General features: G+C 73.2%; 27 protein-coding genes. 15 read left to right on the forward strand and 12 right to left on the reverse strand.

Annotated elements, in window-relative coordinates; translation table 11 throughout:
• Position 1: 1 nt before the first annotated feature.
• From MUE36_12565 to MUE36_12575, 3 genes are all read right to left on the reverse strand, one after another.
• Complete coding sequence (locus MUE36_12565; GenBank protein MCU0311760.1) at positions 2–817, reverse strand: VWA domain-containing protein; 816 nt, start codon at positions 815–817, stop codon at positions 2–4.
• A gap of 143 nt (positions 818–960) precedes the next feature.
• Entirely contained in the window at positions 961–1,923 is a 963-nt protein-coding gene (locus tag MUE36_12570; protein ID MCU0311761.1) for a MoxR family ATPase, read from the reverse strand.
• On the reverse strand, positions 1,920–2,738 hold the full coding sequence (locus MUE36_12575) for a mycofactocin-coupled SDR family oxidoreductase (protein MCU0311762.1): 819 nt from the start codon (positions 2,736–2,738) through the stop codon (positions 1,920–1,922). The genes MUE36_12570 and MUE36_12575 overlap by 4 nt, the downstream gene beginning before the upstream one ends.
• A 131-nt stretch (positions 2,739–2,869) precedes the next feature.
• Here MUE36_12575 and MUE36_12580 point away from each other — a divergent pair, with 131 nt between their 5' ends.
• Positions 2,870–4,276, forward strand: a complete 1,407-nt coding sequence (locus MUE36_12580) for a site-specific DNA-methyltransferase (protein ID MCU0311763.1) — start codon at positions 2,870–2,872, stop codon at positions 4,274–4,276.
• A 77-nt stretch (positions 4,277–4,353) separates the two neighbouring features.
• Entirely contained in the window at positions 4,354–4,809 is a 456-nt protein-coding gene (locus MUE36_12585; protein ID MCU0311764.1) for a hypothetical protein, read from the forward strand.
• Between the two features lie 14 nt (positions 4,810–4,823).
• On the opposite strand, the gene MUE36_12590 is transcribed toward MUE36_12585, so the two are convergent.
• Positions 4,824–5,321 carry a nuclear transport factor 2 family protein gene (locus tag MUE36_12590; protein ID MCU0311765.1) on the reverse strand — a complete coding sequence of 166 codons (498 nt, stop codon included), beginning with the start codon at positions 5,319–5,321 and terminating at the stop codon, positions 4,824–4,826.
• A gap of 120 nt (positions 5,322–5,441) precedes the next feature.
• Here MUE36_12590 and MUE36_12595 point away from each other — a divergent pair, with 120 nt between their 5' ends.
• Entirely contained in the window at positions 5,442–6,551 is a 1,110-nt protein-coding gene (locus MUE36_12595) for a hypothetical protein (GenBank protein ID MCU0311766.1), read from the forward strand.
• Here the strand turns inward: MUE36_12595 and MUE36_12600 are convergent.
• Positions 6,541–7,701: a DUF1214 domain-containing protein gene (locus MUE36_12600; protein ID MCU0311767.1), complete on the reverse strand. Its 1,161-nt coding sequence runs from the start codon at positions 7,699–7,701 to the stop codon at positions 6,541–6,543. The genes MUE36_12595 and MUE36_12600 overlap by 11 nt on opposite strands.
• Positions 7,702–7,909: 208 nt before the next feature.
• Between MUE36_12600 and mftD the strand changes: the two genes are divergently transcribed.
• Entirely contained in the window at positions 7,910–9,085 is a 1,176-nt protein-coding gene (gene mftD, locus MUE36_12605; protein ID MCU0311768.1) for a mycofactocin biosynthesis FMN-dependent deaminase MftD, read from the forward strand.
• 57 nt (positions 9,086–9,142) lie between these two features.
• Here mftD and mftC read toward each other — a convergent pair whose 3' ends face one another.
• Genes mftC through MUE36_12625 form a run of 4 tightly spaced genes read right to left on the reverse strand, consistent with a single transcriptional unit; the run spans position 9,143 to position 11,794 of the window.
• Complete coding sequence (mftC, locus tag MUE36_12610) at positions 9,143–10,276, reverse strand: mycofactocin radical SAM maturase (GenBank protein ID MCU0311769.1); 1,134 nt, start codon at positions 10,274–10,276, stop codon at positions 9,143–9,145.
• Positions 10,273–10,587 carry a mycofactocin biosynthesis chaperone MftB gene (mftB, locus tag MUE36_12615; protein MCU0311770.1) on the reverse strand — a complete coding sequence of 105 codons (315 nt, stop codon included), beginning with the start codon at positions 10,585–10,587 and terminating at the stop codon, positions 10,273–10,275. Before mftB ends, mftC begins: the two co-directional genes overlap by 4 nt.
• 28 nt (positions 10,588–10,615) lie before the next feature.
• Positions 10,616–10,780, reverse strand: coding sequence for a mycofactocin precursor MftA (gene mftA, locus MUE36_12620; protein ID MCU0311771.1), 165 nt, complete (start codon positions 10,778–10,780; stop codon positions 10,616–10,618).
• A 48-nt stretch (positions 10,781–10,828) separates the two neighbouring features.
• Positions 10,829–11,794 (reverse strand): NAD-dependent epimerase/dehydratase family protein, encoded by a 966-nt coding sequence (locus tag MUE36_12625; protein ID MCU0311772.1) that lies wholly within the window; start codon positions 11,792–11,794, stop codon positions 10,829–10,831.
• Positions 11,795–11,918: 124 nt separating this feature from the next.
• On the opposite strand from MUE36_12625, the gene MUE36_12630 reads away from it, so the two are divergent.
• Both MUE36_12630 and MUE36_12635 read left to right on the forward strand, forming a co-directional pair.
• The gene (locus MUE36_12630) at positions 11,919–12,620 is read left to right on the forward strand and encodes a TetR/AcrR family transcriptional regulator (GenBank protein MCU0311773.1); all 702 of its coding nucleotides are present in this window, start codon (positions 11,919–11,921) and stop codon (positions 12,618–12,620) included.
• Positions 12,621–12,683: 63 nt separating this feature from the next.
• Positions 12,684–13,595 carry an amidohydrolase family protein gene (locus tag MUE36_12635; GenBank protein ID MCU0311774.1) on the forward strand — a complete coding sequence of 304 codons (912 nt, stop codon included), beginning with the start codon at positions 12,684–12,686 and terminating at the stop codon, positions 13,593–13,595.
• A gap of 9 nt (positions 13,596–13,604) precedes the next feature.
• Here the strand turns inward: MUE36_12635 and MUE36_12640 are convergent, their stop codons facing one another.
• A complete protein-coding gene (locus tag MUE36_12640) occupies positions 13,605–14,405 on the reverse strand; it encodes a hypothetical protein (GenBank protein MCU0311775.1) in 801 nt (266 codons plus the stop codon).
• Positions 14,406–14,467: 62 nt separating this feature from the next.
• Between MUE36_12640 and MUE36_12645 the strand changes: the two genes are divergently transcribed.
• Together MUE36_12645 and MUE36_12650 are read left to right on the forward strand one after the other, a co-directional pair.
• The gene (locus MUE36_12645; protein MCU0311776.1) at positions 14,468–15,187 is read left to right on the forward strand and encodes an SDR family oxidoreductase; all 720 of its coding nucleotides are present in this window, start codon (positions 14,468–14,470) and stop codon (positions 15,185–15,187) included.
• Positions 15,188–15,231: 44 nt separating this feature from the next.
• Positions 15,232–16,401 carry an epoxide hydrolase gene (locus tag MUE36_12650; protein MCU0311777.1) on the forward strand — a complete coding sequence of 390 codons (1,170 nt, stop codon included), beginning with the start codon at positions 15,232–15,234 and terminating at the stop codon, positions 16,399–16,401.
• A 2-nt stretch (positions 16,402–16,403) separates the two neighbouring features.
• On the opposite strand, the gene MUE36_12655 is transcribed toward MUE36_12650, so the two are convergent.
• Complete coding sequence (locus tag MUE36_12655) at positions 16,404–16,817, reverse strand: nuclear transport factor 2 family protein (GenBank protein MCU0311778.1); 414 nt, start codon at positions 16,815–16,817, stop codon at positions 16,404–16,406.
• A 7-nt stretch (positions 16,818–16,824) separates the two neighbouring features.
• Positions 16,825–17,169: a hypothetical protein gene (locus MUE36_12660; protein ID MCU0311779.1), complete on the reverse strand. Its 345-nt coding sequence runs from the start codon at positions 17,167–17,169 to the stop codon at positions 16,825–16,827.
• 242 nt (positions 17,170–17,411) lie between these two features.
• On the opposite strand from MUE36_12660, the gene MUE36_12665 reads away from it, so the two are divergent.
• The 7 genes from MUE36_12665 (at position 17,412) to MUE36_12695 (ending at position 25,656) form a co-directional block, all read left to right on the forward strand.
• Positions 17,412–17,711 carry a Dabb family protein gene (locus MUE36_12665; protein MCU0311780.1) on the forward strand — a complete coding sequence of 100 codons (300 nt, stop codon included), beginning with the start codon at positions 17,412–17,414 and terminating at the stop codon, positions 17,709–17,711.
• Positions 17,712–17,793: 82 nt separating this feature from the next.
• The gene (locus MUE36_12670) at positions 17,794–20,199 is read left to right on the forward strand and encodes a CoA transferase (GenBank protein MCU0311781.1); all 2,406 of its coding nucleotides are present in this window, start codon (positions 17,794–17,796) and stop codon (positions 20,197–20,199) included.
• A 31-nt stretch (positions 20,200–20,230) separates the two neighbouring features.
• Positions 20,231–21,427, forward strand: a complete 1,197-nt coding sequence (locus MUE36_12675; GenBank protein MCU0311782.1) for an amidohydrolase — start codon at positions 20,231–20,233, stop codon at positions 21,425–21,427.
• A gap of 1 nt (position 21,428) precedes the next feature.
• Positions 21,429–22,220, forward strand: a complete 792-nt coding sequence (locus MUE36_12680; GenBank protein ID MCU0311783.1) for an enoyl-CoA hydratase/isomerase family protein — start codon at positions 21,429–21,431, stop codon at positions 22,218–22,220.
• A 121-nt stretch (positions 22,221–22,341) separates the two neighbouring features.
• A complete protein-coding gene (locus tag MUE36_12685) occupies positions 22,342–22,740 on the forward strand; it encodes an SHOCT domain-containing protein (protein ID MCU0311784.1) in 399 nt (132 codons plus the stop codon).
• A 77-nt stretch (positions 22,741–22,817) separates the two neighbouring features.
• Positions 22,818–25,379, forward strand: coding sequence for a glycoside hydrolase family 3 C-terminal domain-containing protein (locus tag MUE36_12690; GenBank protein MCU0311785.1), 2,562 nt, complete (start codon positions 22,818–22,820; stop codon positions 25,377–25,379).
• 61 nt (positions 25,380–25,440) lie between these two features.
• The gene (locus MUE36_12695) at positions 25,441–25,656 is read left to right on the forward strand and encodes an RNA-binding S4 domain-containing protein (protein ID MCU0311786.1); all 216 of its coding nucleotides are present in this window, start codon (positions 25,441–25,443) and stop codon (positions 25,654–25,656) included.
• Positions 25,657–25,665 lie beyond the last annotated feature (9 nt).

The following is a 25,665-nucleotide window of genomic DNA, read 5'->3' on the forward strand; positions in this document are numbered from 1 at the left end:
GTCAGCCGGCGAAGGCCTCGGTGAGCACCTCGGGGACCGCGCTGGGCCCGTCGAGCGTGTGGCACCGCGCGCCCACCGCCGCGGCCAGGCGCCGGGCGTCCTCGGCGTCGTCGGTGGGCGCCACCAGCACGAGCTCGTCGAGCGCGGCCGCCGCCGCCGTCGGGTCGTCGCCGAGGGTGGCCCGGGCGTCGGACAGGACGACGGCGACGCGCCGCGCCGCGGTCGAGCGGTCGAGCTGCTCCCTGGCGGCGCGCAGCGCGGCGGCGAGGTCGGTCGGGCCGTGGCCGCGCAGGCAGAACAGGTCGTCGACGACCTCCTCCACCGGCCGGGCCGATCCTTGTGGCGCCAGCACGACGACCCGCTCGGCGAAGGCCAGGACCGACGTGTCGAGGGGGGAGCGCCACCTGCACGCCGCGGCGGCCATGGCCGCCGTGGCCAGCCGGGCACCGCCCATCGAGCCCGACCGGTCGACCACGAGGCAGACGGCCAGCTCGGGACGTCCCCACTCGCGCGCCCGCAGGTCCGCGAGGTTCGGTGCGCTGCCGGTGGCACGGGCGTCGACCAGCGCGTCGATCGACCGGTCGAGGTCGACGTCGGCGAGGGCGCGATCGGCGGCCACGTCGCGCAGCCGTCCCACGCCTCGGCGGCGCACCGCGCCGGTGCGACCGAGGTCCACGACGAGGCGACCGGCCAGTCGGCGGGCCGTGGCCCTCAGGCGCTCGTCGGTGGCGCCGGTCAGCTCGGCGAGCAGGGTCAGGGCGGCGTCGGGGTCGTCGGCGAAGGCGTCGTCGAGGGCGGCCTCGTCCAGGACGCCCACCTCGGGGGAGACCTCTGCGAAGTGAGGTCGGCGGGCCAGCTCCCGGCGGGACGTCGTGCGCCGCCGGGCCTCGTCGACGGCCTCGCGGCCCGCAGCGCCCTCGTCGACCCGGTCGTCCCCCGTGCCACCCCCCGCGTGGGGGGTCAGGCTTTTCCCGCGTCGGCGCGGCCGCTCCCGGTGTCCGGGCGGGTCGTGCCGCCCCCGTCGGGGTCGGCGGCCGACGCCGCCCACAGCTCGCGGACCAGGTCCTCGGCGCTGCGGCCGCACCCCTCCCGCATGCGGATCCGACCCGAGAGCGCCGCCAGGGCGGCGTCGAGGCCGGTGGCGTCGTCGTCGGAGCCGGTGCTCCGGAGGGCGGCGAGGCGATCGGCCACCGTCACGAGGTCGATGGCCCCCCGCACCGAGGAACCGACCCGCACGTCGGGGTGGTCACGTGTCGCCCGCACCACGCGAACCGCCCGTCGCACCAGCGGCTCGACCGCCGTGGGATCGGCCCGGCGGACGATCTCGCGTTCCGCGTCCTCGTCCTGGTAGCCCATGGCCACCCGGCACACCCGGTCGTAGACCGCCGAGGAGATGCGGGCGGTGCCGATGGCGTCGAAGGGGTTCATGGCGGCCACCACCCGGAACCCCGGCGCCGCCTCGACCCGGCCGAGCCGCGGGACGTGGAGCTCGCCCTCGCTCATGGCGGTGATGACGACGTTCAGCGTCTCCTCGGGGACCCGGTTGATCTCCTCGAGGTAGAGCAGGGCCCCGGTGCGCATCGCGTCGATCAGCGGGCCGTCGAGGAACACCTCGGGCCGGTAGCCCTCGGCCAGCACCCGGGCCGGATCGAAGGATCCGGTCAGGCGGGCCGGGGTCAGCTCGGCGTTGCCCTCGACGAACACGAGGTCGAGGCCGGCCGCGCCGGCCAGCGCCCTCAACAGGGTGGACTTGCCGGTGCCGGGGGGACCCTCGAGGAGGACGTGGCGTTCGGCGGCGAGGGCGGCGAGCACGACCTCGATCTCGGGGCGTCGCCCGACCATGGTGGCGTCGAGGTCGTCGACGACGGCCTTCGTGAGGGCGATGCCGGTCGGGGCGGCCGGCGGCTCCTCCGGCGCGCTCACGGGCGGAACCCGCCGTCGACGTCGAGCACGGCGCCCGTGAGCGCTCCCGGGGCGTCGGTGCACAACCAGGCGATGGTGGCGGCGATCTCGTCGGGGTCGATGGCCCGCTGGATGCGGGTCTGGCGAGCGAACGACCCGGGCTCGGACAGCCCGTAGATAACCGCGCTGGCGTGGAGCATCTCGGTCATCGTCGACCCCGGGGCCACGGCGTTGGCCGTCACGCCGGTGGGGCCCAACTCGGCGGCGAGGGCCTTCACCAGCCCGGCCACGCCGTGCTTCGACGCGCTGTAGGCGGCCAGGCTGGGCAGGCCGTGGTGGGCGGCGCTCGAGGCCACGGCCACGAAGCGACCCCGGCGCGGCTCCGGGCGGGCCAGCAGGTGCGGCACACCGGCCCGGGCCAGGTGGAACACACCGGTGAGGTTCACGTCGATCATGGCGTGCCACGCGGCGTCGTCGGTCTCCCAGGTCGGCGGCCCGCCCGCCACCGCGCCGGCGGCGGCGACGAGCGCGTCGATGCGGCCGTGGGTCTCCGCGACGGCGTCGACGACGGCGCCGAGGGCGGCGGCGTCGCGGACGTCGACGGCATGGGCTTCGGCGGCGGGCCCGCACCTCTGCGCGGCGGCGTCGAGCTCGGCCCGCGTGGCCGGTCGGTAGGGCCCGGGAAGGTCGGTGGCGCCGGGCTCCGCGGAGCCGGCGGCCAGATCGAGGAGGGCGACGCGCCAGCCGGCGGCCACGAGGCGCGAGCCGGTGGCCGCGCCCATCCCCCGCGCCCCGCCGGTGATGACGGCCACCGGCGCCGAATCGGGACCGGTCACGGGTGGAAGGTGCAGGTCGGGGGCATCGCCCGGGGATCCTACGGCGACGGCGACCGCCGTCCCCCGTCCTCGCCGGTCGACGGTGCCCGGGGGTCGCGCGGGTGTTCGGAGCGTGACGGTACGGTGGCGGCGTGGCCGCCGCACCGAGCAACGAGCCCACCCGGCGCCGGCCGACCACGACGTCGAATTTCGGGGTGTCCCGGCGTGAGAGCCACGACGCCTCGGGCTTCTACGGACGCTTCCGGCCACCCGAGCTGTCGACGGACAGCGCGGTGGCTCCTCCGCAGCCCGTCGACGAGCCCTTCGTGTGCGGCGACGCTCGCCGCATGACCTCGGTCGGCGACGCCAGCGTGGCCCTCGTCGTGACCTCGCCTCCCTATTTTGCCGGCAAACAGTATGAGGAGGAGCTCGGCCGCGACGGCGTGCCGGCGTCCTACATCGAGTACCTGGCGATGCTGCGTGACGTGTTCGCCGAGTGCGTGCGGGTGCTCGAGCCGGGTGGCCGGATCGCCGTCAACGTGGCCAACCTGGGGCGCAAGCCGTACCGGTCGCTGTCCGCCGACGTGATCGGACTCCTCCAGGACGACCTCGGTCTGTTGCTGCGGGGCGAGGTGATCTGGCAGAAGGCCGAGGGGGCCAGCGGCTCGTGTGCGTGGGGGTCGTTCCGCAGCGCGGCGAACCCGGTCCTGCGCGATGTCACCGAGCGGGTCGTGATCGCCAGCAAGGGCCGCTTCGACCGGGCCCTCTCGACGAAGCAGCGGGCGGCGGCGGGGCTCCCCAGCGAGAGCACGGTGGGCACCGACGACTTCATGGCCCTCACCCTCGACGTGTGGTCGGTCCCCACCGAGAGCGCGCGCCGCGTCGGCCATCCCGCCCCGTTCCCGGTCGAGCTGCCCGAGCGGCTCATCCGGCTCTACACGTTCGCGGACGACCTGGTCCTCGACCCGTTCATGGGGAGCGGGTCCACCCTCGTCGCGGCCGCGACCACCGGCCGCCGCTACGTGGGCTACGACCTCGATCCGGCCTATGTCGCGTTGGCGCGTGAGCGGGTGGCGGCGTCGGTCGGCGGCGACGGCGGTCACCCGGACCGGTTCGGCGCGGCCCCCGCCGGCGGCGAGGGGCGTTCGTCGCGGGCCTGGGCCGAGGACGTCCTCGTCGATGCAGGCTTCGCGGTCGTCGGCCGAGATCGACGTCTCCGGGGGGCCGGCGTCTCGGCGGACCTCGTGGTCCGCGGCCACGACGGGACGGAGTGGCCGGTGCTCGTCGCCGGTCCGGCGTCCGCCCACCGCCCGGGCCTCTCCCGCCTGTCCACGGTGCTCGAGGTGCTCGGTCGGGCGACGGTGGTGCACGCGTCGACCGGCGGCCGGGTGCTCGTGGCGACCCCGGACGCCCCCCGACCCGGCACGGACGGCGATCGAGCGATGCGCACCGCCGCGGCGTCGGTCGGCGTCGATCTCGTGGTCCTGGGCGATCCCGGCACGCCGCGGGCGCTCGCGCGACGTTGTCAGGGGTCCCACGGGGCCACGCCGGGGGTCTGACGCGGACGGCACCGCACGTGCGCCGGTCCAGGGTCCCGGTGGTTCGCGACCGGACGCCGGGCTGGCAGGCTGGGCCGGTGGCCGCCCCACTGCACGTCGTCCTCGACCTCGCCGATCCCGACACGGTGGGGGTGCTCAACGACGTCGTCCTCGCCATCCGTGGCCACGTCATGGGATCGGACGCACCGGTCACCGCCACCGTGGCCGCCCCCGAGGGGTGGCACCGGGTGATGATCACCGCCATGCCCGGCGGTCACGTGGTGCTCGGTGTCCGCTTCGTCGGGCTCACCCGGAGCCGGACCAACAACGTCGCCGAGGCGCTCGACCGTCGGGGCTGGCAGCTCGACGAGGACGGGGAGGGCGCCACCCACCGTCACCCGCCGGGGACCGATGCCATGACCATCGCCTTCGAGGTGCTCACCATGGTCGGCGCGGCCGGCGCCCCCCGAACCGCCCGTCGGGTCACCGCGGTCGACCCCGCCGGGTCACCGGTGGCCGTCGGCCTCGACGCGCGCCTCGACCTCGGCGAGTAGGGCGTCGGCGGCGTTCAGAGCTGGTCGAGGTCGAACACCGGGAGCGGGAAGACGTCCTGCTCGACGTCGGAGCCGGGGGCGGCCGTGCGCGAGAAGCTGCCGTAGCGGCGGCGGGCGATCCACCAGCGACCGTCGGCGTCGCGCTCGAAGTGGTCGTGGTACACGCCGTAGGCGTTCGTCCGCCGGCCCCCGTCGACGTCCTGGCGCAGCTCCTGCATGTACAGGCGGGCTCCTGCGGTCCCGGCTTCCACGTCGACCTTCACGACCGAGTTGAGGATCACGAATTCGAAGAAGGAGAAGCGCTGCAGCTCGGTGCCGATGAACGACCCGATGGCGTCGGGCCCGTCGAAGCGCATCGTGCGGTCGCCGAGGTCGAGGTCCAGCGTGCACGTCGGTCGCATCACGTCGTGGAGCTCGGTCCATGCCCGTCGGGTCACGATGTCGGCGTAGGCGTTGTGCAACCGCCGCACCGCCCACTCGTCGAGTGCCTCGGCCAGTCGTCGTTCGTCCATCCGGATCCCCCTGGTGCTCGCCGTCGCCGCGGATGCGCCCGGCGACCGTAGCCCGGCGTCGGCAGGGCGCCTCCCGATCCGCGAGGATGCACGCACGCCGATCCGATCCCTGGGGGAACGATGACCGAACTGCAGTCGCGAGCGGCCTTCGACGAGCTCCTCGAGACGTTGCGTGCCGCGGCCGACACCTGGGTGGTGCCCGGCCCGGCCATGAGCGACGACGACGTCGCGGAGGGCTTCCGGAACCTCACCCACATCCTCCAGAGCGCCCTCTACTCCCATCAGGAGTTCGACCCGGAGCGCCCCGTCTTCCACCGCATCGTCTCGCCCACCCGCAGCTTCACCGGCGACAACAGCGATGCCGTGTACTACGAGACGCCGGTCGCGCCCGGGCTCGAGTACGTCGTCCGGGGCAACCTCGCCGGCGCCGTCTACACCTCGTTCACGATGGAGGCCGGTGCCGCCGACGGCGCGTACGCGACGCACAACTCCGGCGTGCTGAACGACAACGACATCGACGTCGACGCCGAGGGCAACTACGAGATCCGCCTCGGCGGCCAGCCGGCCGACCGCAACTGGATGGACATCGGCGAGAACGGGGGCCGGATCACCACCCGCCACTACTTCGAGACGGTCGAGTCCGCCTCGGCGTCGCAGACGCTGCACGTCCCCATCAGCATCGAGGTCGTCGACCCGCCCCCGCCCCCGCCCCGGTGGAACGACGAGCGGGTGGCCGCCGCTCTGCGCCGGGTGAACCGCCACGTGTACGACAAGACCGTCGGTCAGCCGGCGCGTGACGACGTGGGCTCGATCCCCTTCGTGTCGACGGTGCCCAACGAGTTCCCCAAGCCGGTGGTGCCCGGCGACATGGCGTTCGCGGCGGCCGACGCCGCGTACTCGATGGCCCCGTACCTGATCGGTCCGGACGAGGCTCTCGTGATCACCGGCCGGTGGCCGGCGTGTCGTTTCGCCAACGTGTGCCTCTGGAACCGGTGGTCGCAGATGTACGACTACGTCAACCGTCAGGTGTCGTTGAACCGGGTGCAGACCCACCTCGAACCCGATGGGTCGTTCCGGTTGGTCCTGGCGCACGAGGATCCGGGCCTGCCGAACTGGATCGACACCGAGGGACGGGCGCTGGGCACTGTCTTCTTCCGGTTCTTCCTCCCGGAGGAGGACGTCGAGACCCCGGTGGCGACCGTCGTGAAGTTCGCCGAGCTCACGCCCTGACGGCGTCGAACGCCACGACCTCGGTGGTGAGGTCGGCGATCGGCTCGGTGGGCAGCAGGAACCGCCAGAACATCGTGCCGTGGGGCAGGCCCCGGGTGTCGAGCCAGTTGGGCACGCCGGGGTCGCGGTGGGCGAGGACCATGCGGAACGAGCCGTCGTCCTCGTGGACCGTCTGCACCCGGTTGAGCGACACCGCCCGCCGGTCGTAGGGCAGCGTCTGCATGTGGTTGTTGAACAGCACGACGTTGGCGAACCGGCAGCGGGGGAACCGCCCGGCGATCACCAGCGCCTCGTCCGGACCGAGCTCCCAGCGGGCGCTGCGGTACACGTTGTCGGCGGCGGCATAGCCGATGCCGAGGTTCCCGTCGTCCGGGGGCGGGTTGGTGAACGCGTTGGGCTCCGACGAGACCCACGGGATGGCGCCGGGCGGCATGGGGTGGTGGCCCCAGTCGACCGTGACCGAGCGCAGGAAGGTGACGACCCGACGGATGTCGGCGGCGGTGGCCTCGTCGTCGGGGACGGGCGGAGGTCCGGGGTCGTCGAGGGGCACGATCGACAGCGGGACCTCGAGGGTGGGGTCGAGTGCCGCGCAGCGGGCCCACTCGAAGTAGTGGCGGGTGGTGATCGACCCGGCGTCGGGGGCCAGGGGCAGCCAGTTGCGGCCGTGGTCGCCGGGACCGTCGGCCTCGGGTCCGACGAGGAGCTCGAAGCTGCCGTCGGCGGCCACGTCGAACTGGTCGTCGTTGAGCGTGTGCCCGAGGCGCTGCGACATGGCGCCACCGGCGGTGCCCATCTCGACGGTGAACGACGTGTAGCAGGCGTTGGCGGTGTTGCCCCGCAGCCGGTACGACCGGGTGGGGTCGATCACCGTCCCGTAGTAGACGGTGTCGGGGTTGTCGCCGAGGAGCTTCAGGCTGGGCGTGAACCAGCGGTGGAACCACGGGCGGGCGGGGTCGGCCTCGAGCCAGAACTGCAGGCCGTGGTGCAGGGCGTGCATGGCGAACCGGCGGTACGACGCCCGGTCCTGGTCGGTGGTGAAGTCCCATCGGGGGTGGTCGGCGTCGGCGTTCACCGCCGCCACCAGCTCTGCCAACTCGGCCATCGCCGCCGACGCGGCGCTGCTCGCGTTCGTGTCCGTCCCGACGTCCATCGGCCACCCCCGGTCTCGGGCGGCCGGAGCCGCCGGACGACGACCCCCGTCGTCCTCTCGTCCCGTCGATCCTGCCAGACCTCGCGGTCGGTCCCCGCCCGCCGTCGACGGTGGGAGCGCACCGAGGGACCCTCACCTCGGCCGGCACGCCTTGGGGCCTCGGGGGCACCGGAAGTAGGGTGCCCCCGTTCCCGAGGGAGGGCGATCGATGGCTGGTGCGTGGTTCGAGACGGTGGCCGTGGCGCAGAAGCGCGCCAAGCGACGCCTGCCGTCGTCGGTCTACGGCGCCATCATCGGCGGCGCCGAGAAGGGCGTGTCGCTCGAGGCCAACCTCGGCTCCTTCGACCGCTTGGGCTTCGCTCCCCACGTCGCCGGCCTCCAGCCCGAGCGCTCGATGGGAACCCGGGTCATGGGCCTCGACATCTCGATGCCGGTCGTCATCTCGCCGACCGGGGTCCAGGCCGTGCACCCGGACGGCGAGGTGGCGGTGGCCCGCGCCGCCGCCAACCGGGGCATCCCGATGGGGCTCAGCTCCTTCGCCTCCAAGTCCATGGAGGAGGTGGCGGCGGTCAACGACCAGCTGCTCTTCCAGATGTACTGGTCCGGGGGCCGCGAGGTCATGGTCCAGCGCCTCGAACGGGCGAAGGCGGCCGGCGCCAAGGGCATCATCCTCACCCTCGACTGGACCTTCTCGAACGGCCGTGACTGGGGCAGCCCGTTCATCCCGGAGAAGATCGATCTCAGGACCGCCCTGAAGCTCGCCCCCCAGGCGCTGTCCCGCCCGGCGTGGTTCGCCGCCTACCTGCGCCAGGGCCACATCCCCGACCTCTCGACCCCCAACATGGCCAAGCCCGGCGAGGCGCCGCCCGCCTTCTTCGGGGCCTACTACGAGTGGATGCAGATGCCGCCCCCCAGCTGGGACGACGTGGCGTGGCTCCGCTCCCAGTGGGAGGGCCCGTTCATGGTCAAGGGCGTCTGCCGCGTCGACGACGCCAAGCGGGTGCGCGACGCCGGGTGCACCGCCCTGTCCGTGTCCAACCACGGGGGCAACAATCTCGACGGCACGCCGTCGCCGATCCGGGTGCTGCCGTCGATCGTCGACGCTGTCGGCGACGAGATCGAGGTCGTGCTCGACGGCGGCGTGCGGCGCGGCTCCGACGTGGTCAAGGCGGTCGCCTTCGGCGCGAAGGCGGTGATGATCGGGCGGGCCTACCTGTGGGGGCTCGCCGTCAACGGCCAGGTCGGGGTCGAGAACGTGCTCGACATCCTGCGCGGGGGGATCGACGCCTGCCTGCTCGGCCTCGGCAAGGCCAGCATCGCCGAGCTGTCGGCCGACGACATCGTGGTGCCGAAGGACTTCTTCCTCACCCTCGGCGACAAGTAGCGACCCGCCCCCGAGCCGACCGGGGGACCCGGGCGCCGGGCCAAGGGCACCGTGGGCTCAGAGCACCGTGACGGGGATGCGGCGACGGCCGACGCCGAGGGGCTTGGAGTGGTCGGCGCTCACCGTGGGGCGGTCGACGGGGCCCCGCGCGGCCAGCTCGGCGAGGGCCTCCTCGCCGTGGCCGAAGACGCACTCGGGGTCGGGGGCGTCGAGGGGGAGGCCGGTGAAGAACTTGGCGGCCATGCAGCCGCCGCCGCAGGCGTCGTAGCTGCCGCACGAGCCGCACGCGCCGGGCGAGGAGGGCTCGCGCAGGGACGTGAACAGATCGCTCGTGCGCCACACGGCGGCGAAGCCGCCCTCGTCGCGCACGTTCCCGGCCTTGAACTCGTCGTGGAGCACGAACGGGCAGGCGTAGACGTCGCCGACGGGGTCGATGAGGCAGACCACCCGACCGGCACCGCACAGGTTGAGCCCGGGGAGGGGCTCGCCCAGCGCGGAGAGGTGGAAGAACGAGTCGCCGGTGAGGACGTGGGGCCGGGCCAACAGCCAGTGGTACAACTCGCGCTGCTGTCGGGACGTCGGGTGCAGGTCGTGCCAGGTGTCGATGCCGCGACCCGAGGGCCGGAACCGGGTGAGGCGCAGCTCGGCGCCGTACTCGGCGGCGAGGGCCTCGTACGCGTCGACCTGCTCCACGTTGGCCCGCGTCATCACGACGCTGAGCTTGAACGACCCGAAGTCGGCGTCGCGGAGGTGGTCCATGGCCCGGCGCACCCGGGCGTGGGTGCCCTCGCCCCGGATGACGTCGTTGGTCGCCTCGTCGATGCCGTCGAGGGAGATCTGGATGTCGACGTAGTCGAGGGCGGCGAGGCGGCGTGCGTTCTCGGCGGTGATGCGGCCCCCGTTGGTCGAGAACTTCACCCCGACCCCCCGCTCGACGCAGTACTCGACGATCTCGAAGAAGTCGGGACGCAGCATCGGCTCGCCGCCGCCGATGTTGACGTAGAAGACCTGCATCTCGGCGAGCTGGTCGACGATGGCGCGCATCTCGGCGGTGGTCAGCTCGTTCGGATCGCGCCGTCCCGAGCTCGACAGGCAGTGGACGCAGGCGAGGTCGCAGGCGTAGGTCCACTCCCAGGTGAGGCAGATGGGGGCGTTGAGGCCGAGCGTGAGCTCGTCGGTGAGCGCGGTCATGCGCGGTCCTCGGGTTCGGGGGGCGTGGGCACGATGAAGTCGCCGGCGGCGAGCGAGGTGAGGGCCCTCTCGAACGAGGGCCACCGACGGTCCTCGAGGCCGGCGGCGGCGAACGCCGTCCGGGCGTCGGGCGCCTCCCCCAGGCCCTCGACGACCGCGACGAGGTCGGGGGAGCGCAGGAACGTGAGGCGCCGGTTGCCGTAGTGGTACGCGAGCGCCCCGAACGGTTCGGGGCGCAGCGCCACGCGGTCGTGCAGGCGCCACGGCCGGCCGGCGTCGAAGCCGGTCGTGTCAGGGGTGGTCGTGGTCATGGTCGGCGAACCGGGACCGGGTTCGGGCTCAGTAGACGCCGCACATGCCGTCGATGGAGATCTCCTCGACCAACAGCTCGTCGTCGGTGGCCTCCGCGTCGGTCTCGGCGGCCGGCGTGGTCTCCGGGGCCTCGGTGGCCTCCAGGGTCTGGTCCATGGTGTTCCCCTCGTGGGCGGTGGCGACGGAGCTCATCCTACCGATGGTGCCGAGGGCGCCCGCCAGCGGCGCCCCGGTGCTCGTTCACGTCGTTGGGGTGTCGACCTCTGGCGGCCCGGCGAGACGGTCGCGCCACCAGGCGACGGTGGTGGCGGCGGTCTCGGCGAGCGGCGTGGCCCGCAACCCGAAGACGGCCTCGGCGTCGCTGGCGTCGATGACGAAGGGGTGCTCGAACTGGTACGCGGTCTCGCGCAGCTCCTTCATGAGCGGGGAGAACCATCCGAGCGCCACGAGCACGCCTCGCGGGACGCCCGAGACCGGGGGGGCGGGGACGCCGGCGGCGTCGGCGAGGACCCCGACGAGCTCGCGCACCGAGCACGCCGGCGCGGTGGGGACGTGCCAGGGCCGTCCGAGCGCCCGCTCGTCGGTGCCCAGCACGGCCAGGGTCCGGGCGACGTCGTCCGTGGAGGTCCAGCTGTGGGCGGCGTCGGGGTCGCCGATGGTGCGGACCCGCTTCCCGGCGAGGACCATGGGGACCACCCGCTCGCCCATGGCGGCGTCGACGACCCCGGGCCCGATGAAGTCCGACGCCCGCGCCTCGGTCACCCGGACCCGACCGGCCTCGTGGGCCGCGAGGGCGTCCTGCCACATCCGTGCCCTCACCCGCCCTTTGGTGCCGATGGCGGCGAGGGGGAGCTCCTCGGTCATCGGTTGCGCGCTGCCCGGGCCGTAGGCGTAGAGGTTCGACATCGTGACCAGCACGGCGTCGTTCGCCTCGGCGGCGGCCAGCAGTGCGGCGGCGATCGGCGGCCAGGTGGTGGCCCAGGCGGCGTAGGGAGGGTTGACGCAGTTGTAGACGGCGTCGGCGCCGATCGTGACCTCGACCATCCGTTCGGCGTGGCTCGCGTCGGCGGCCACCGCGTCGATGCCGTCGTGGGCGACGGTCGTCCCTCGCCGGGTCACGAGCCGCACCTCGTGGCCGCTCTCGGCCAGGCGCACGGCGGTGCCTCGCCCGGTCGGTCCTGCGCCGATGACCACGTGTCGTCCCATGTCGAGCCTCCGCTCCGCCCACTCTGTGAGCACTGCTCTCATCTTGGGGCACTGATCGGCCCCCGTCAAGAGCAACGCTCTCGACACGGTGCACCGCTCGCGAGAACGTGCCAGGATGGCGGTCGTGAGCGCCCCCAGAACGGCCCGGCAGCGGGCCCGCGCCGAGATCACCGGCGAGATCCTCGCCACGGCCCGCGCCCACCTCGCAGCGCGCGGCCCGGCCGACCTGTCGCTGCGGGCCGTCGCCCGCGACCTCGGCATGACCTCGTCGGCGGTGTACCGCTACTTCGCCAGCCGCGACGCGCTGCTCACCGCGCTCATCGTCGAGGGCTACGAGGCGATGGGCAGCGCGGTCGAATCCGCCGAGGCGAGGGTTCGACGGCGCGACCTCGCGGCGCGGTGGCGCACGGCGTCGACCGCCGTCCGGACCTGGGCCCTGGCCCATCCCCACGAGTACGCGCTGCTCTACGGCACCCCGGTGCCCGGCTATGAGGCGCCGGCGACCACCGTCGACCCGGCGACCAGGGTGGCCCGGGTGCTCGTCGCCATCCTGGCCGACGCCGCCGCTTCGGCCCCGACCGATCCGCCGCCCCAGTGGTGGCCCCCGCTCGTCGCCCACCTGCGCGCCGACGTGGTGGCGGGCGCCGGGGCCATCGCGCCGGACGTCCCCCCGGCCTGGCTCGCCCGCGGCCTCCTGGCCTGGATCGGGCTCTACGGCTTCGTCTCCTTCGAGCTCTTCGGGCACCTCGTCGGTTCGGTGGAGGACCCCGGACTGCTCTTCGAGCAGTTCCTCCTCGACTCCACCGTGGCGCTCGGCCTGCGCTGAGCGGGCGCCTCGCGCCGACGCCCTACGATTCCCCGGCCGGAGGAGGGGGCGACCGCCGGACGGGTGCGCCGACGCGTGCTGCGACGCCGCCCGAGCGAGGAGACCATGGCCTACCCCGACGGCATCGGTGCGATCGACCTGATGATCGGCTTCCCCTTCCGCGACAAGAAGGCGGTCTACGAGTACCTCGGGGCAGGCCTGAAGGACCCGGGCTCCGACTCGCTCGAGATGCCGGCGGGCTACATGTTCAAGGACGTGCCCGAAGAGGCCGCCGACGAGGTCGACCCGATCGACGTGACCTTCGGTGAGATGGACCGGTGGGGTGTCGCGGCCGGGCTCTTCGGGGTGTCCGAGCAGTCCGTCGAGGCCCGTCGCCGTCACCCCGGACGGGTGTTCCTCTCCCTCGAGGTCGATCCCAACGACATCACCGGCTGCGTACGGCGCATCCGTGACACCCACGCCGAGCACGGCCTGAGCGCGGTCACCACGTTCCCCGCCGGCTGCAACCCCCAGGTACCCGTCAGCGACCGCCGCTACTACCCCGTGTACCAGACCTGCATCGACCTCGACATCCCGATCATCGCCAACGCCGGCATCCCCGGGCCCCGCTTCCCGGCCGAGTGCCAGCACGTGATGCACTTCGACCAGGTCTGCTACGACTTCCCCGAGCTGCGGATCGTGATGCGCCACGGAGCCGAGCCGTGGGAGGACCTGGCCGTCAAGCTCATGCTCAAGTGGCCCGGGCTCCACTACATGCCGAGCGCGTTCGCCCCGAAGTACTACCCGGAGGCCATCGTCCGCTACGCCAACAGCCGAGGCGCCGACAAGGTCATGTACGCCGGCTACTACCCGGCCGGCCTGACCCTCGAGCGCATCTTCACCGAGCTCCGCGACGTGCCCCTTCGCGACCACGTCTGGCCCAAGTTCCTGCGGGAGAACGCCATTCGGGTCTTCAAGCTCGACGGCGTCGCCTGAGCGGGCTCGTCAGCCGCCGGTGCGGCTCGCAGCGATCTCGGCGCTCAGCACCGCCACCCCGAACGGCGTGCAGGCCGTGTCGAGGTAGCCGACCGCCTCCACGAAGCACTCGGCGACCACCTCGAGCGACTGCATCGAGTTCGGGTCGAGCCCGAGGGTGACCATGACGCGGCGGAACCGCACCGGGTCGTCCATGTGCCAGGCGTGGCCCACCTCGTGCACGATCACCCCCACGACCTCCCGCTGGCACCGACCGTCGACGGTGCGCTGGGCGACGTGCATCACCCGGGCGACCGGCGGGCCCCCCATCTGGGCGCAGACGTGATCGGCGTGCGTGACCCCGGGGACGTCGAGGACGATCTCGCAGCTCGCCACCGAGACCTCGTCGGGGGTGAAGCCCGAGCGGGCGAAGCCCTCGGCGAAGGGCTCGGCTGCGCACCCGACGCCCGTCACCGCCGCGCCGGCGAAGGCCAGCAGCGGGCCGCCGACCGGTGGTTCCGTCACGGCGGTCGCCGCCGGAGGGACGCTCGTGGGGACCGGCGCAGGAGCCACCGCCGCAGGGGGCGGTGCGGTCGTCGGCGGCACCGCCGCCGCTCCCGCTGCCGTGGGCGGGGTGGGATCGGCCTGCGTCGCCGCAGGGCGGGAGGGGGCGGAGGTCGCCCGCGGCCCGGCTGCGGACGTGAGGTCGGCCGCCATCGGCGCGGCGGCCCGGGCCGGATCCGTCGGGGCGTCGCTCGTGGCCGAGCGCACCAGGTTCACCCCGGCCAGGAGGGCCAACCCGGCCATGAACACGGCGGCTGGTCGGGGCATGTCGCCAACTCTGGCACGATCAAGGAAGGCTGCCGTCGCGGGCGGACGAGGAGGAGTCGACGATGGGGATCGCCGTGGTCACCGGTGCCGGGCAGGGACTCGGTCGGGCCACCGCCGAACGGCTGGCTCGCGACGGTCACCACGTCGTGGCTCTCGACCTGGACGGGGAACGAGCCGCGGCGACCGCCGCGGCGGTCGACGGCGACTGGCGGCAGTGCGACGTCACCGACCCCGACGCGGTGCACGCCGTCGCGGCGTCGCTCGACGGCTGTCAGATCCTCGTCAACAACGCCGGGATCTGGGCGTTCCACTCGATCCTCGAGATGTCGCCGGACGACGCCCGCGCCGTGATCGAGGTCAACGTGCTCGGCGTCGTCTGGTGCACCCAGGCCTTCGCCCCGCTCATGAAGGCCGGCGGCGGAGGGAGCATCGTGAACCTCTCCTCGGGCGCGGCGTACACGAACTCGCCGGGCCTCGGGACCTACCCCGCCACCAAGGCCGCGGTGGAGTCGCTCACGCGGACCATGGCCCTCGAGCTCGGCCCCTCGGGCATCCGCACCAACGCCGTGGGGCCCGGCCTGATCGTCAGCGACGGGACCGCCGCCAACTACCAGGGCGATCGGGCCGCAGAACGGGCCAAGGGGGTGCCGCTCGGGCGGGTGGGCACACCCGCCGACATCGCCGACGTGATCGCCTTCCTCTGCGCCGACGACTCGCGGTACGTGAACGGCCAGGTGATCTACGTCGACGGCGGGATCACCGCCGGCCGCATGCCCATGTAGCGGCGCGGCGCGGGCGCCCCCGCCGCTGGGCCAGCATGGCGGGCATGCCCACCCCGGAGCCCTTCACGATCGCCGTCCCCGACGAGGTCCTCGACGACCTCCACCGGCGACTCGACAACGCCCGCTGGCCGGATCAGCCCCCCGGTGAGCCCTGGTCGTTCGGCATCCCCGTGAGCGAGGTGCGGGCCGCCGTCGACCACTGGCGCCACCGCTACGACTGGCGGGCCCGCGAGGCGGCCATGAACCGCCGGCCCCAGTTCCTCACCGAGGCCGAGGGCGAGACCGTTCACTTCCTGCACGTCCGCTCGCCGCACGACGGCGCCACGCCGCTGCTGCTCACCCACGGGTGGCCCGGCTCGTTCGTCGAGTTCCTCGACGTGATCGAGCCGCTCACCGATCCCGAGGCCCACGGCGGGACGGCCGCGGACGCCTTCCACGTCGTCATCCCGTCCATGCCGGGCTACGGGTTCTCCGGACCGACCCGCACCCCGGGGCTCGACGCCCGACGGGTGGCGTCGGCCCTCGCCGAGGTGATGACGCAGCTCGGGTACGACCGGTTCGTGGCCCAGGGCGGCGACTGGGGGGCCGTCGTGACCCGGTGGATGGGTCGCGACCACGCGGAGCGCCTCATCGGCCTGCACGTGAACATGATCTTCGCCTTCCCCGACGCGGATGACCCCGACGCCATGGCGGGGGTGACCGAGGCCGACATGGCCCGCTTCGCGGTGGCCGGCGAGCGCATCGCCGACGGCACCGGCTACATGGCCATCCAGAGCACCCGGCCCCAGACCCTCGCCTACGGCCTCACCGACTCCCCGGTCGGGCTCGCCGCCTGGATCCTCGAGAAGTTCCACGTCTGGAGCGATCTCGACGACGCGAGCATGGCCGCCACCTTCGGCTGGGACCGCCTCCTCGACAACCTCATGGCCTACTGGGTCACGAACACCGCCGGGTCCGCCGCTCGCCTCTACGCCGAGTCGGCACGCGCCGGCACCTCACCCACCGACCCGGTCGGCGGCCGGGTGGACGTGGCGACCGGGCACACCGTCTACCCGTTCGAGCTGCTGCAGACCCCGCGGGCGTGGGCCGAGAAGGCCTACGACCTCGTGTACTGGGGAGAGCAGGCCCGAGGCGGGCACTTCGCGGCCTTCGAGCGGCCGGGCCCCTTCGTCGACGAGGTCCGAGCCTTCGGGCGGGTCCTGCGGGAGCGCTGAGCTCAAGCCCCGCCGGTGGGGCTCGCCGCCGGGTTGTAGTACTCGCGTTGACGGACGATGCGGCCGTCGCGGAACCCGAACACGGCGATGTAGCGGTTCGCGTAGGCCGACCCGGTCGGCCGGTGGCGGCCCGTGCCCGAGAACTCCACGACCAGCTCGTCGGGGTCGAGCCCGGCGTGGACCTCGTCGATGACGAGGTCGAGCTCGAAGGCACCGAGGGCGGCGCCGAGGTAGGCCAGGGCGGCGTCCTTCCCCTCCACGCGCCTGGGTGGCGAGGCGTAGGGAAGTTCGATCACCAGGTCGTCGGTGTAGTGCTCCAGCTGGCGGGCGGCGTCACCGGCACCGATGCCCGCGAAGGCCCCCTCGACGGCGGCCAGGTTGCGGGCCCGGTGCGCGTCGAGCGGTGCGGCGACCACCGTGCGGTCAGCCGTTCCCGTTGGCGTCGCCGTCCCGACGGGCCCGGCGCCGGTCGGGGACGAGGCCCTCGAGCCGATCGCCGACGGACTCGATCACCGCGTCGGGCGGGGTGACGTCGTCGACGACGAGGCCCAGCAGCGCCTCGTGCTCCTCGGCGCTGAGGACGAGCAGGCGGCCCTGGTACTTCGACGCGCTGGCCTTCGTGAACTGCCGCGGGTTGCGCAGCTTGGCCATGATGGCGTCGAGGACGTCCTCGTCGGCGTCGCCGGGCTCGTCGCGGACGAGGTCCAACAGCTCCCAGATCTGGCGGGGCGTGAGCACGACGCCCAGGAGCGCGGTATCGGTCATCATCTCGGCTGCACACTCCGGTGCTCGGCGACCCTTCGGGCCGATCTCTCCGTCACATCGACGCTCGGCGAGGCCCTCGCATTCCCGGCACCTGGTGCCGTGGCCCGAGCGAACCCGCTGACGCCGCCTTTCCTACTCCTCCCCGGGGCGCGACACAACCCTCTGCGAGGCCGGTCTCGACGGGGTGGGGCCCACAGGGGTGGGTCCGGGTGGAGTGCCCGGCGGGGTTCGGCCAGGCTGTGCCCATGTCCTTTCGCCACGTGGTGCTGTTGACCTTCCACCCGGGCACCGGCGCCGACGAGGTCGACGCCGTCGTCGAGGCGCTCCGGGCGTTGCCCGAGCAGATCCCGATGCGCGACTACGTGGTCGGGCTCGACCTGGGCCTGGGGGCGGACAACGCCTCCGTGGCCGTCGTCGCCGACTTCGACGACCGGGCCGGATGGGAGCTCTACCGCGACCATCCCGCCCATCGTCGGGTGGTCGACCAGCTGATCGCGCCGAGGCTCGCCGCCCGGGCCGCCGTCCAGCACGAACGACCCGACTGACCACCGCGGCTCCCCGGTGCCCGCCCCGGCCGCCGTCGGGCCTGGGTGGACACGTTCCAGCGCCATCGTTACGGTCCCGACGGTGGGGGACACCGGCTCGCCAGCCCGACCGATCGCGCCGCTGCGCGGGATCCGGGTGCTCGACACCTCCGACGGCCTCCCGGGGGCCTACTGCGCCAAGCTCCTCGGCGACGCCGGCGCCGACGTCGTCCGCGTCGAGCCGGTCGACGGCGACCCGCTCCGGCGCTGGCGCTGGGGCGCCGATGCGCCCTCCGGAGAGGACGGCGCGCTCTACCGGTACCTCCGGCACGGCCACCGCTGCGTCCCGAGCGGCGACCTGGACCGCTGGCGTCGGGAGGCCCACCTGGTGGTGGTCGGCGGGCCGACGACGTCCCCCGATCCCGAGCGTCTCGCCGCCTGGCGTCGTGACGACCCGGCGCTGGTGATCGCCGCGGCCACCGTCTACGGCCTCGACGGGCCGTGGGCGGGACGGCCGGGCACCGAGTTCACGGCCCAGGCCGAGAGCGGGGGCCTCTCGATCCGAGGTGGACCCGAGCGTCCTCCCATCCAGGCCGGAGGCCGCATCGTCGACTGGGTGACCGGTGCCTACGCGGCGGTCGGCGCCCTGGCCGCGGTCCGCCGTGCGCTGGGCACGGGTGAGGGGGAGCTGGTCGACGTCAGCGTGCACGACATCGCCAACCTCACCTGCACCGTCTTCAACGACCTCTTCCAGTCGCTGGCCGGGCGTCCGCCCTTCGACCCCGCTCTGCCCTCCCGCCAGTTCGAGACGCCGTCCATCGAGCCCACCAGCGACGGCTACGTGGGTTTCAACACCAACACCCGCGACCAGTTCGACGCCTTCCTGGTGCTCATCGAGCGCCCCGATCTGCTCGGCGACGACGAATGGGCGTCGCTGGCCACGCGGGTCGCCCGTCGCGTGGAGTGGAACGAGATCGTCCGGGCCTGGACCACGCAGCACACGACAGCCGAGATCGTCGACGCCGCCGCGCTGCTGCGGATCCCGGTGGCCCCCGTGAGCGACCCGACCCAGGTCGCCTCGCTCGACCAGGCCGTCGAGCGAGGCGTCTTCGGTCCCGATCCGACCGGCACGTTCCTCATGCCCCGCCGCCCGTGGCGGATCGACGGTCAGGATCCCCCTCCGCCGCGTCCTGCGCCGCTCGCCGGCGAGCACGCGGGCGGGGACTGGACCACCGACGAGCCCGCCGCGCCCACCCGACCCCGTCCTCGCCCCGCCGAGCTGCCGCTCGTGGGGCTCAAGGTCCTGGACCTCACCGCCTGGTGGGCCGGACCCTCGTCGACCGCGCTGCTGGCCGGACTCGGGGCCGACGTCGTGCACGTCGAGTCCACCCGTCGCCTCGACGGCATGCGCCTCACCGGCGGAGCCTTCGCCGCCCTGCCGCAGTGGTGGGAGCGCAGCGCCTTCTTCCTGCAGGCCAACGCCAACAAGCGCGACCTCACCCTCGACCTCGACGACGAGCGGGGACGGGCCCTCGCCCTCCGTCTCGTCGAGTGGGCCGACGTCGTCGTCGACAACTTCACGCCCCGCGTCCTCGAGTCCTTCGGGCTCGACTGGGACGTGGTGCACGCCACGAACCCGGCGGCCGTCCTCGTCCGGATGCCCGCGTTCGGGCTGAGCGGCCCGTGGCGGGATCGCCCGGGGTTCGCGCAGACGATGGAGCAGGTGACGGGGCTGGCGTGGGTGACGGGCCACCCCGACGATCAGCCCCGCATCCAAAGGGGACCCTGCGACCCCAACGGCGGGGTGCACGCCGCGTTCGCGACCCTCGTGGCCCTCGCCCACCGCGACCGCACCGGCGAGGGGTGCCTCGTCGAGGCCCCGATGTTCGAGGCCGCGCTCAACGTCGCCGCCGAACCGGTGCTCGAGTGGAGCGCCTACGGCCACGTGGTCGAGCGCGACGGCAACCGCGGCCCCGAGGGGAGCCCGCAGAACCTCTACGCGTGCGCCGGGACGGAGCGCTGGCTGGCCCTCGCGGTGGTCACCGACGACCAGTGGCAGGCGCTCACCGCGGTGATGGGGCGTGACGACCTCGCCGCCGACCCGGCGCTCGCCACCTCCGCCGGCCGGCGGGCGGCCCATGACCGCATCGACGCCGAGGTGGCGTCGTGGGCGGCGGGCGTCGACCGCGACGCGGCCGTCGAGGCCCTCGTCGCCGCGGGTGTGCCCGCCGGGCGCAGCGTCGACCCACGGGCCAGCTCCGACCACCCGCAGTACGTCCACCGCGGGACCTTCGAGCACTCCGAGCACCCGGTCGCGGGCACGCACCCGGTGATGGGCCTGCCGTTCCGCTACGCCGGCGTCGAGCGCTGGATCCGCACGCCCGCGCCGCTCCTCGGGCAGCACTCGCGTGAGATCCTCGTGGACCAGCTCGGACTCGACCCGCACACGTTCGAGGAGCTCGAGGCCGACGGTGTCACCGGCACCTGGCCCCAGGGAATGCCCCGTTGACCGCCGCCCCCACCACCCACTGGAGCGCACCATGACCCTCACCGCGGACGCCGACACCACCACCGGCGATCTCTTCGACCGCCACCGGGTGATCGACGTCGACACCCATCTCACCGAGCCACCCGACACGTGGACGCGAGCGTTCCCCGCGTCGCGTCACGACCAGGTCCCCCACATCGAGCGCATCGACGGCCGCGACACCTGGGTGGCCGGCGGCGAGCGGATCGGTTCGCCGGGTTACTACTCCATGGCCGGGCACGACGGCATCATGCCGGCGTCGATCCCCGAGACGTTCGACGACATCGCCCCGGCGATGTACGACCCCCACGCCCGCCTCGAGTTCCTCGACCGCGAGGGCATCGACGCCCAGGTGCTGTACCCCAACGTGGGCGGGTTCGGCAACGGCTACTTCCTCCGCCTCGGCGACCGTGAGCTCGTGGCCCAGTGCGTGCGGGCCTACAACGACTTCCTCGTCGACTGGTGCTCCGCCGACCCCGACCGGCTCATCGCCATCACCGCACTGCCCTTCTGGGACCTCGAGCTGTCGATCGCCGAGATCGACCGGTGCCTGGCCAACGGGCACCGCGCCATCAACTTCTGCAACCAGCCCCAGGACTACGGCATGCCGCCGCTCGCCCACCGCCACTGGGACCCGATCTGGGCGCGGGCGCAGGAGGCCGGCATCCCCGTCAACTTCCACGTGGGGGGAGGGTCGATGGGAACGATGTTCAACGACGAGGCGGACATGGGGTGGATGACGAACTTCGCCAAGGTCAGCTCGCTCATCTTCCTCGACAACATGCGCTGCGTGGCCGACCTCGTCTTCGGCGGCGTGTGCCACCGGTTCCCGGACCTGAAGTTCGTCTCGGTGGAGAGCGGCGTCGGTTGGGTGCCCGGCGCGCTCGAGACGTTCGACTGGCAGTGGCGCAACGGCGGCATCCGCCTCGAGCACCCCGAGTACGACCTGCTCCCGAGCGAGTACTACCGCCGTCAGATCTACGGCTGCTTCTGGTTCGAGGAGCAGGTCGCCCGCGACGCCATCACGGCCTACCCGGACAACATCCTCTTCGAGACCGACTACCCCCACCCCACCTGCCAGCACCCCGGACCCCAGACGCCGGCGCAGCGTCCCCGGGTCTACGCCGAGCGGGTGATGGGCGGTCTCGACGACGCGGTCGTCGAGAAGGTCCTGTGGAGCAACGCCGCCGCGCTGTACGGGCTGGACTGACGTGAGCGACGACGACCTCCAACTCGAACTGCCCGACTTCGGTACCCGCTTCATCGTGGCGGAGCTGCGCGGGCGGGTGCTGCACCTGCGCATCGACCGCACCGAGCGGCGCAACTCCTTCACCCAGGACATGTACCGGGCCCTGAAGCGGGCCGCCATCTGGGCCGACGGCCAGGCCGAGCTCGACGCCGTCTGCCTGACGGGCACCGACGAGTGGTTCGGGGCCGGTGGCGACATGGCCGGCAACGCCGAGGACACCGAGGGCCTGGCCGTCGAGTGGGACTCCACCGACCAGTTCCCGTTCCGTCACATCGAGCGGTGCCGCAAGCTCTGGGTGGCCAAGGTCAACGGCCTCTGCCACGCCGGCGGCCTCGACCTCACCTTGTGCTGCGACGTCTCGGTGGCCTCCGACCGCGCCCGGTTCCGGGTACCGGAGCTGCTGCGGGGCATCCCCGATCCGGTGATGGTGGCCCGGCTCGGCGAGGTGGTCGGGCTCGCCCGGTCGCGCTACCTGCTCTTCACCGCCGGGGAGATCGACGCCACCGAGGCGGCGGCGATGGGGCTGGTGGGCAAGGTGGTGCCCCACGAGGAGCTCGACGCCCACGTCGACTGGGTGCTCGAACAGATCGCCCTCACCGGTCCGAAGGCCCGCATCGAGGTGAAGCACAGCATCAACCAGCGCCTGCCTCCGGTCGACCAGGGCATGTTCCACCGGGCGATGATGACGCCCGAGATGATGGAAGGGCTGGCGTCGTTCGTGCAGAAGCGCCCCCCGGAGTGGCCCCGCGGGTGACCGGTGGACCGGCGGGCCGCGGAATCGCCCGAACAGGGTGACGCACCGGGCCTGACGGCGGACCTACAGTCTCGCCTGGCCGTCTGCACCACCGCACGGCACGACGCAAGGGAGCAACCACATGTTCGCAGCCGAATGGGGCACCGGTGAGGTGTTCCTGTCGATGGTCTACTTCTTCTTGATCTTCATCTGGATCATGTTGCTGTTCCAGGTGTTCATCGACCTGTTCTCCGATCGCGAGACGAACGGGTTCGCGAAGTTCCTCTGGGTGCTGTTCGTCCTCGTGCTCCCGTACCTCGGGGTGTTCATCTACCTCATCGTGCGCGGCGGGGGAATGGCCGAGCGCCGGATGGCCGCCGCCCAGGCGCAGCAGAAGGCCATGGACAGCTACATCCGTGAGACCGCGACCGGGGGGTCGCCGGCCGAGCAGCTCAAGCAGCTGTCCGACCTGCACGACGCGGGCAAGCTGAGTGACGAGGAGTTCGCCTCGGCGAAGGCCAAGATCGTCAGCAACGCCTGACCCTTCCCACTCCGTCGGGACGGCCGGGGCCACGTGCCCCGGCCGTCGCCGTTTTCGGGTTGTCGTAGGGTGGGCCCGTGGCCCGGGACCTCGTCGCTGTCGTCGCACAGCTGACCGTCGCCGAGAAGGCCGCCCTGCTCGCCGGTGCCGACCTCTGGTCGACGGTGGCCGTGGACCGACTGGGGATCCCGTCGGTGCGCGTCACCGACGGTCCGAACGGGGCCCGGGGAACGTCGTTGCCCGGCCTGGGCGCCGAGGCGTCGACGTCGGTGTGCATCCCGTGCGGCGCCGCCCTCGGGGCCACCTGGGACGTCGAGGTCGTCGAGGGGCTGGGCGCGCTGCTCGGCGAGGAGACCCGGGCCAAGACCTGCCGGGTGCTGTTGGCCCCGACGGTGAACCTGCACCGCTCCCCTCTGGGCGGTCGGAACTTCGAGTCGTACTCCGAGGACCCCCTCCTGGCCGGGCGGCTGGCCGCGGCGTTCGTGCGGGGGGCCCAATCGCAGGGCGTGGCGACCACGGTGAAGCACTTCGCCGGCAACGAGTCCGAGCTCGATCGCATGAGCGCCGACACGGTGGCCGACGAGCGCACCCTCCGCGAGCTCTACCTGTTGCCGTTCGAGATGGCGGTGCGCGACGGCGGGGCACTCGGGGTGATGACCGGCTACAACCGGCTCAACGGAGAGTTCTGCGCCGACAGCTCGTGGCTGCTCCGCGACGTCCTGCGCGGCGAATGGGGCTTCGAGGGGTTCGTCGTCAGCGACTGGTTCGCCCTCGCCGACACCGAGGCGGCCATCGCCGCCGGGCTCGACCTCGAGATGCCCGGCACCGGCCGGGCCTACGGCCCGGCCTTGGCCGCGGCCGTCGGGGCCGGCCGCGTCGACGAGTCCCTCCTCGACGCCGCGCTGCTCCGGCTCCTCGGGGTGTTCGATCGCCTCGGGGCCCTCGACGACCCGCCGGGGGAGGCGCCGACGTCCGTCGACGATCCCGTCCACCGCGCCCAGGTCCGGGAGGCGGCCGCGGCGGCGGCGGTGCTCCTGGTCAACGACGGGATCCTCCCCCTCGAGCCGGCGGCCCTGCGTCGCGTGGCCGTCCTCGGGCCGAACGCCGACCGGGCCCAGATCATGGGCGGTGGCTCGGCCCAGCTCCCCGCGCACTACCTGCGCTCGCCCCTCGAGGCGCTCGCCGACCGGCTCGGGCCGGGCGTGGAGATCGTGCACGAGCCCGGTGTCGACATCTCGCTCACGACACCCGAGGTCCCCTCCGAGTGGCTCACGCGGCCCGACGGCGAGCCCGGCCTGTTGGTCGAGTACTTCGCCGCCGACGACCTCGGGGGCACGGTCGTCGGCCACACCCACCGTGACGCCGCCACGCTCCTCGCCCTCGGTCCGCCGACGGCCGGCGTGGGGAGCGCCTATGCGCTGCGGGCCTCCGCACGCCTGCGGCCGCCGACGGCCGGGCGGTGGTTGCTGTCGCTCGTCCAGACCGGCCCCGCCCGCCTGCTGGTCGACGGGGAGGTGGTGATCGACGGCACGGGCCCGCCGCGGCCACCGGGCCACGACTTCTTCGGCTTCGGCGGCCTGGAGCTGACCGCCGAGCTCGAGCTGGACCCGGACCGGCCCCGCGACATCGTCGTCGAGCTCACGAACGCCGACGGTGCGTTGATCTCCGGGGTCAAGCTGGGGGCCCGTCCCGCGGCCCGGGCGGACGGCATCGAGCGGGCGGTCGCCGCCGCGGCGTCGGCCGACGCCGTGGTGGTGGTCGTCGGCACCGACGCCGACTGGGAGTCCGAGGGTGCCGACCGGGTGTCGATGGACCTCCCCGGTCGCCAGGACGAGCTGGTCGAACGGGTGCTGGCGGTGGCCCCCGACGCCGTCGTCGTGCTCAACACCGGTTCCCCGGTCACCCTGCAGTGGGCCGACCGGGTGCGGGCACTCCTGCAGATCTGGTTCGGGGGCCAGGAGATGTCCGAGGCGCTCACCGACGTCCTCCTCGGCGACGCCGAGCCGGGCGGCCGCCTTCCCACGACCTTCCCCGAACGGCTCGAGCACAACCCGTCGTGGGGGAACTTCCCGGCCGAGAACGGCCGCATCGTCTACGGCGAGGGTGTGCTGGTGGGCTACCGCTGGTACGACGACCGCCACCTCCCGGTCCGGTTCCCGTTCGGGCACGGGCTGTCGTATTCGTCGTTCACGGTGGGCGAGCCCCGCCTGTCGGCGGCCACGTTCACCGCCGGCGACACCCTGGTGGTCGAGGCCGACGTGACCAACACCGGACATCGTCGGGGGAGCGAGGTCGTCCAGCTCTACGTGGGGTCGCGGGCACCGCTGCTGCACCGACCACCCAAGGAGCTCAAGGCGTTCGCCAAGGTCGTGCTCGACCCGGGGGAGACCACGACCGTGCGCCTCGAGCTCGGCGACCGGGCGTTCGCGTACTGGCAGGCGGGTGACCCCGACGCCGAGTCGATCGGGGAGCGCCTGGTCACGTCGGTGGCCTGGATGAAGCAGCCGTCGGCCAAGGGACGGGTGCGGGGCTGGGCCCTCGACGCCGGCCGCCACGACCTGTTCGTCGGTCGTTCCGCGACGGCCATCGACCACGTGGTCGCCGTCGAGGTCACCGCAGCGGCGACGCTGCCGTTCTGACCAGTGGGCGCCCGCCACCCCCGCCCTCGGTGGAGCGGGGCGGCGTCGGGCAGGATGTGACGTGCGCGACGTGGCGATACGGGACGAGGGCATCCGGCTCGGGCAGCTCCTGAAGCTGGCCGGATTCATCGACACGGGGTCCGACGCCAAGGTGCTGCTCGAGGACGGGGCGGTGACGGTGAACGGTGAGGTCGAGCACCGGCGGGGTCGCCAGCTCCGGGTCGGCGACGTCGTGGCGCTCGACGGCGAGTCGGTGCGGGTCACGTCGGCCGGCTGACACCGAGCG

It is taken from the genome of Acidimicrobiales bacterium (genome assembly GCA_025455885.1).
Taxonomy (GTDB): Bacteria; Actinomycetota; Acidimicrobiia; order Acidimicrobiales; family Acidimicrobilacustridaceae; genus Rhabdothermincola_A.

Coding starts and splice junctions, on each gene's coding strand:
- MUE36_12650 (MCU0311777.1), top strand. CDS start 15,232: ATGCCCACCCCGGAGCCCTTCACGATCGCCGTCCCCGACGAGGTCCTC.
- MUE36_12665 (MCU0311780.1), top strand. CDS start 17,412: ATGTCCTTTCGCCACGTGGTGCTGTTGACCTTCCACCCGGGCACCGGC.
- MUE36_12625 (MCU0311772.1), bottom strand. CDS start 11,794: ATGGGACGACACGTGGTCATCGGCGCAGGACCGACCGGGCGAGGCACC.
- MUE36_12675 (MCU0311782.1), top strand. CDS start 20,231: ATGACCCTCACCGCGGACGCCGACACCACCACCGGCGATCTCTTCGAC.
- mftD (MCU0311768.1), top strand. CDS start 7,910: ATGGCTGGTGCGTGGTTCGAGACGGTGGCCGTGGCGCAGAAGCGCGCC.
- MUE36_12645 (MCU0311776.1), top strand. CDS start 14,468: ATGGGGATCGCCGTGGTCACCGGTGCCGGGCAGGGACTCGGTCGGGCC.
- mftA (MCU0311771.1), bottom strand. CDS start 10,780: ATGAGCTCCGTCGCCACCGCCCACGAGGGGAACACCATGGACCAGACC.
- MUE36_12685 (MCU0311784.1), top strand. CDS start 22,342: ATGTTCGCAGCCGAATGGGGCACCGGTGAGGTGTTCCTGTCGATGGTC.
- MUE36_12640 (MCU0311775.1), bottom strand. CDS start 14,405: ATGCCCCGACCAGCCGCCGTGTTCATGGCCGGGTTGGCCCTCCTGGCC.
- mftC (MCU0311769.1), bottom strand. CDS start 10,276: ATGACCGCGCTCACCGACGAGCTCACGCTCGGCCTCAACGCCCCCATC.
- MUE36_12590 (MCU0311765.1), bottom strand. CDS start 5,321: ATGGACGAACGACGACTGGCCGAGGCACTCGACGAGTGGGCGGTGCGG.
- MUE36_12600 (MCU0311767.1), bottom strand. CDS start 7,701: ATGGACGTCGGGACGGACACGAACGCGAGCAGCGCCGCGTCGGCGGCG.
- mftB (MCU0311770.1), bottom strand. CDS start 10,587: ATGACCACGACCACCCCTGACACGACCGGCTTCGACGCCGGCCGGCCG.
- MUE36_12595 (MCU0311766.1), top strand. CDS start 5,442: ATGACCGAACTGCAGTCGCGAGCGGCCTTCGACGAGCTCCTCGAGACG.
- MUE36_12660 (MCU0311779.1), bottom strand. CDS start 17,169: ATGATGACCGATACCGCGCTCCTGGGCGTCGTGCTCACGCCCCGCCAG.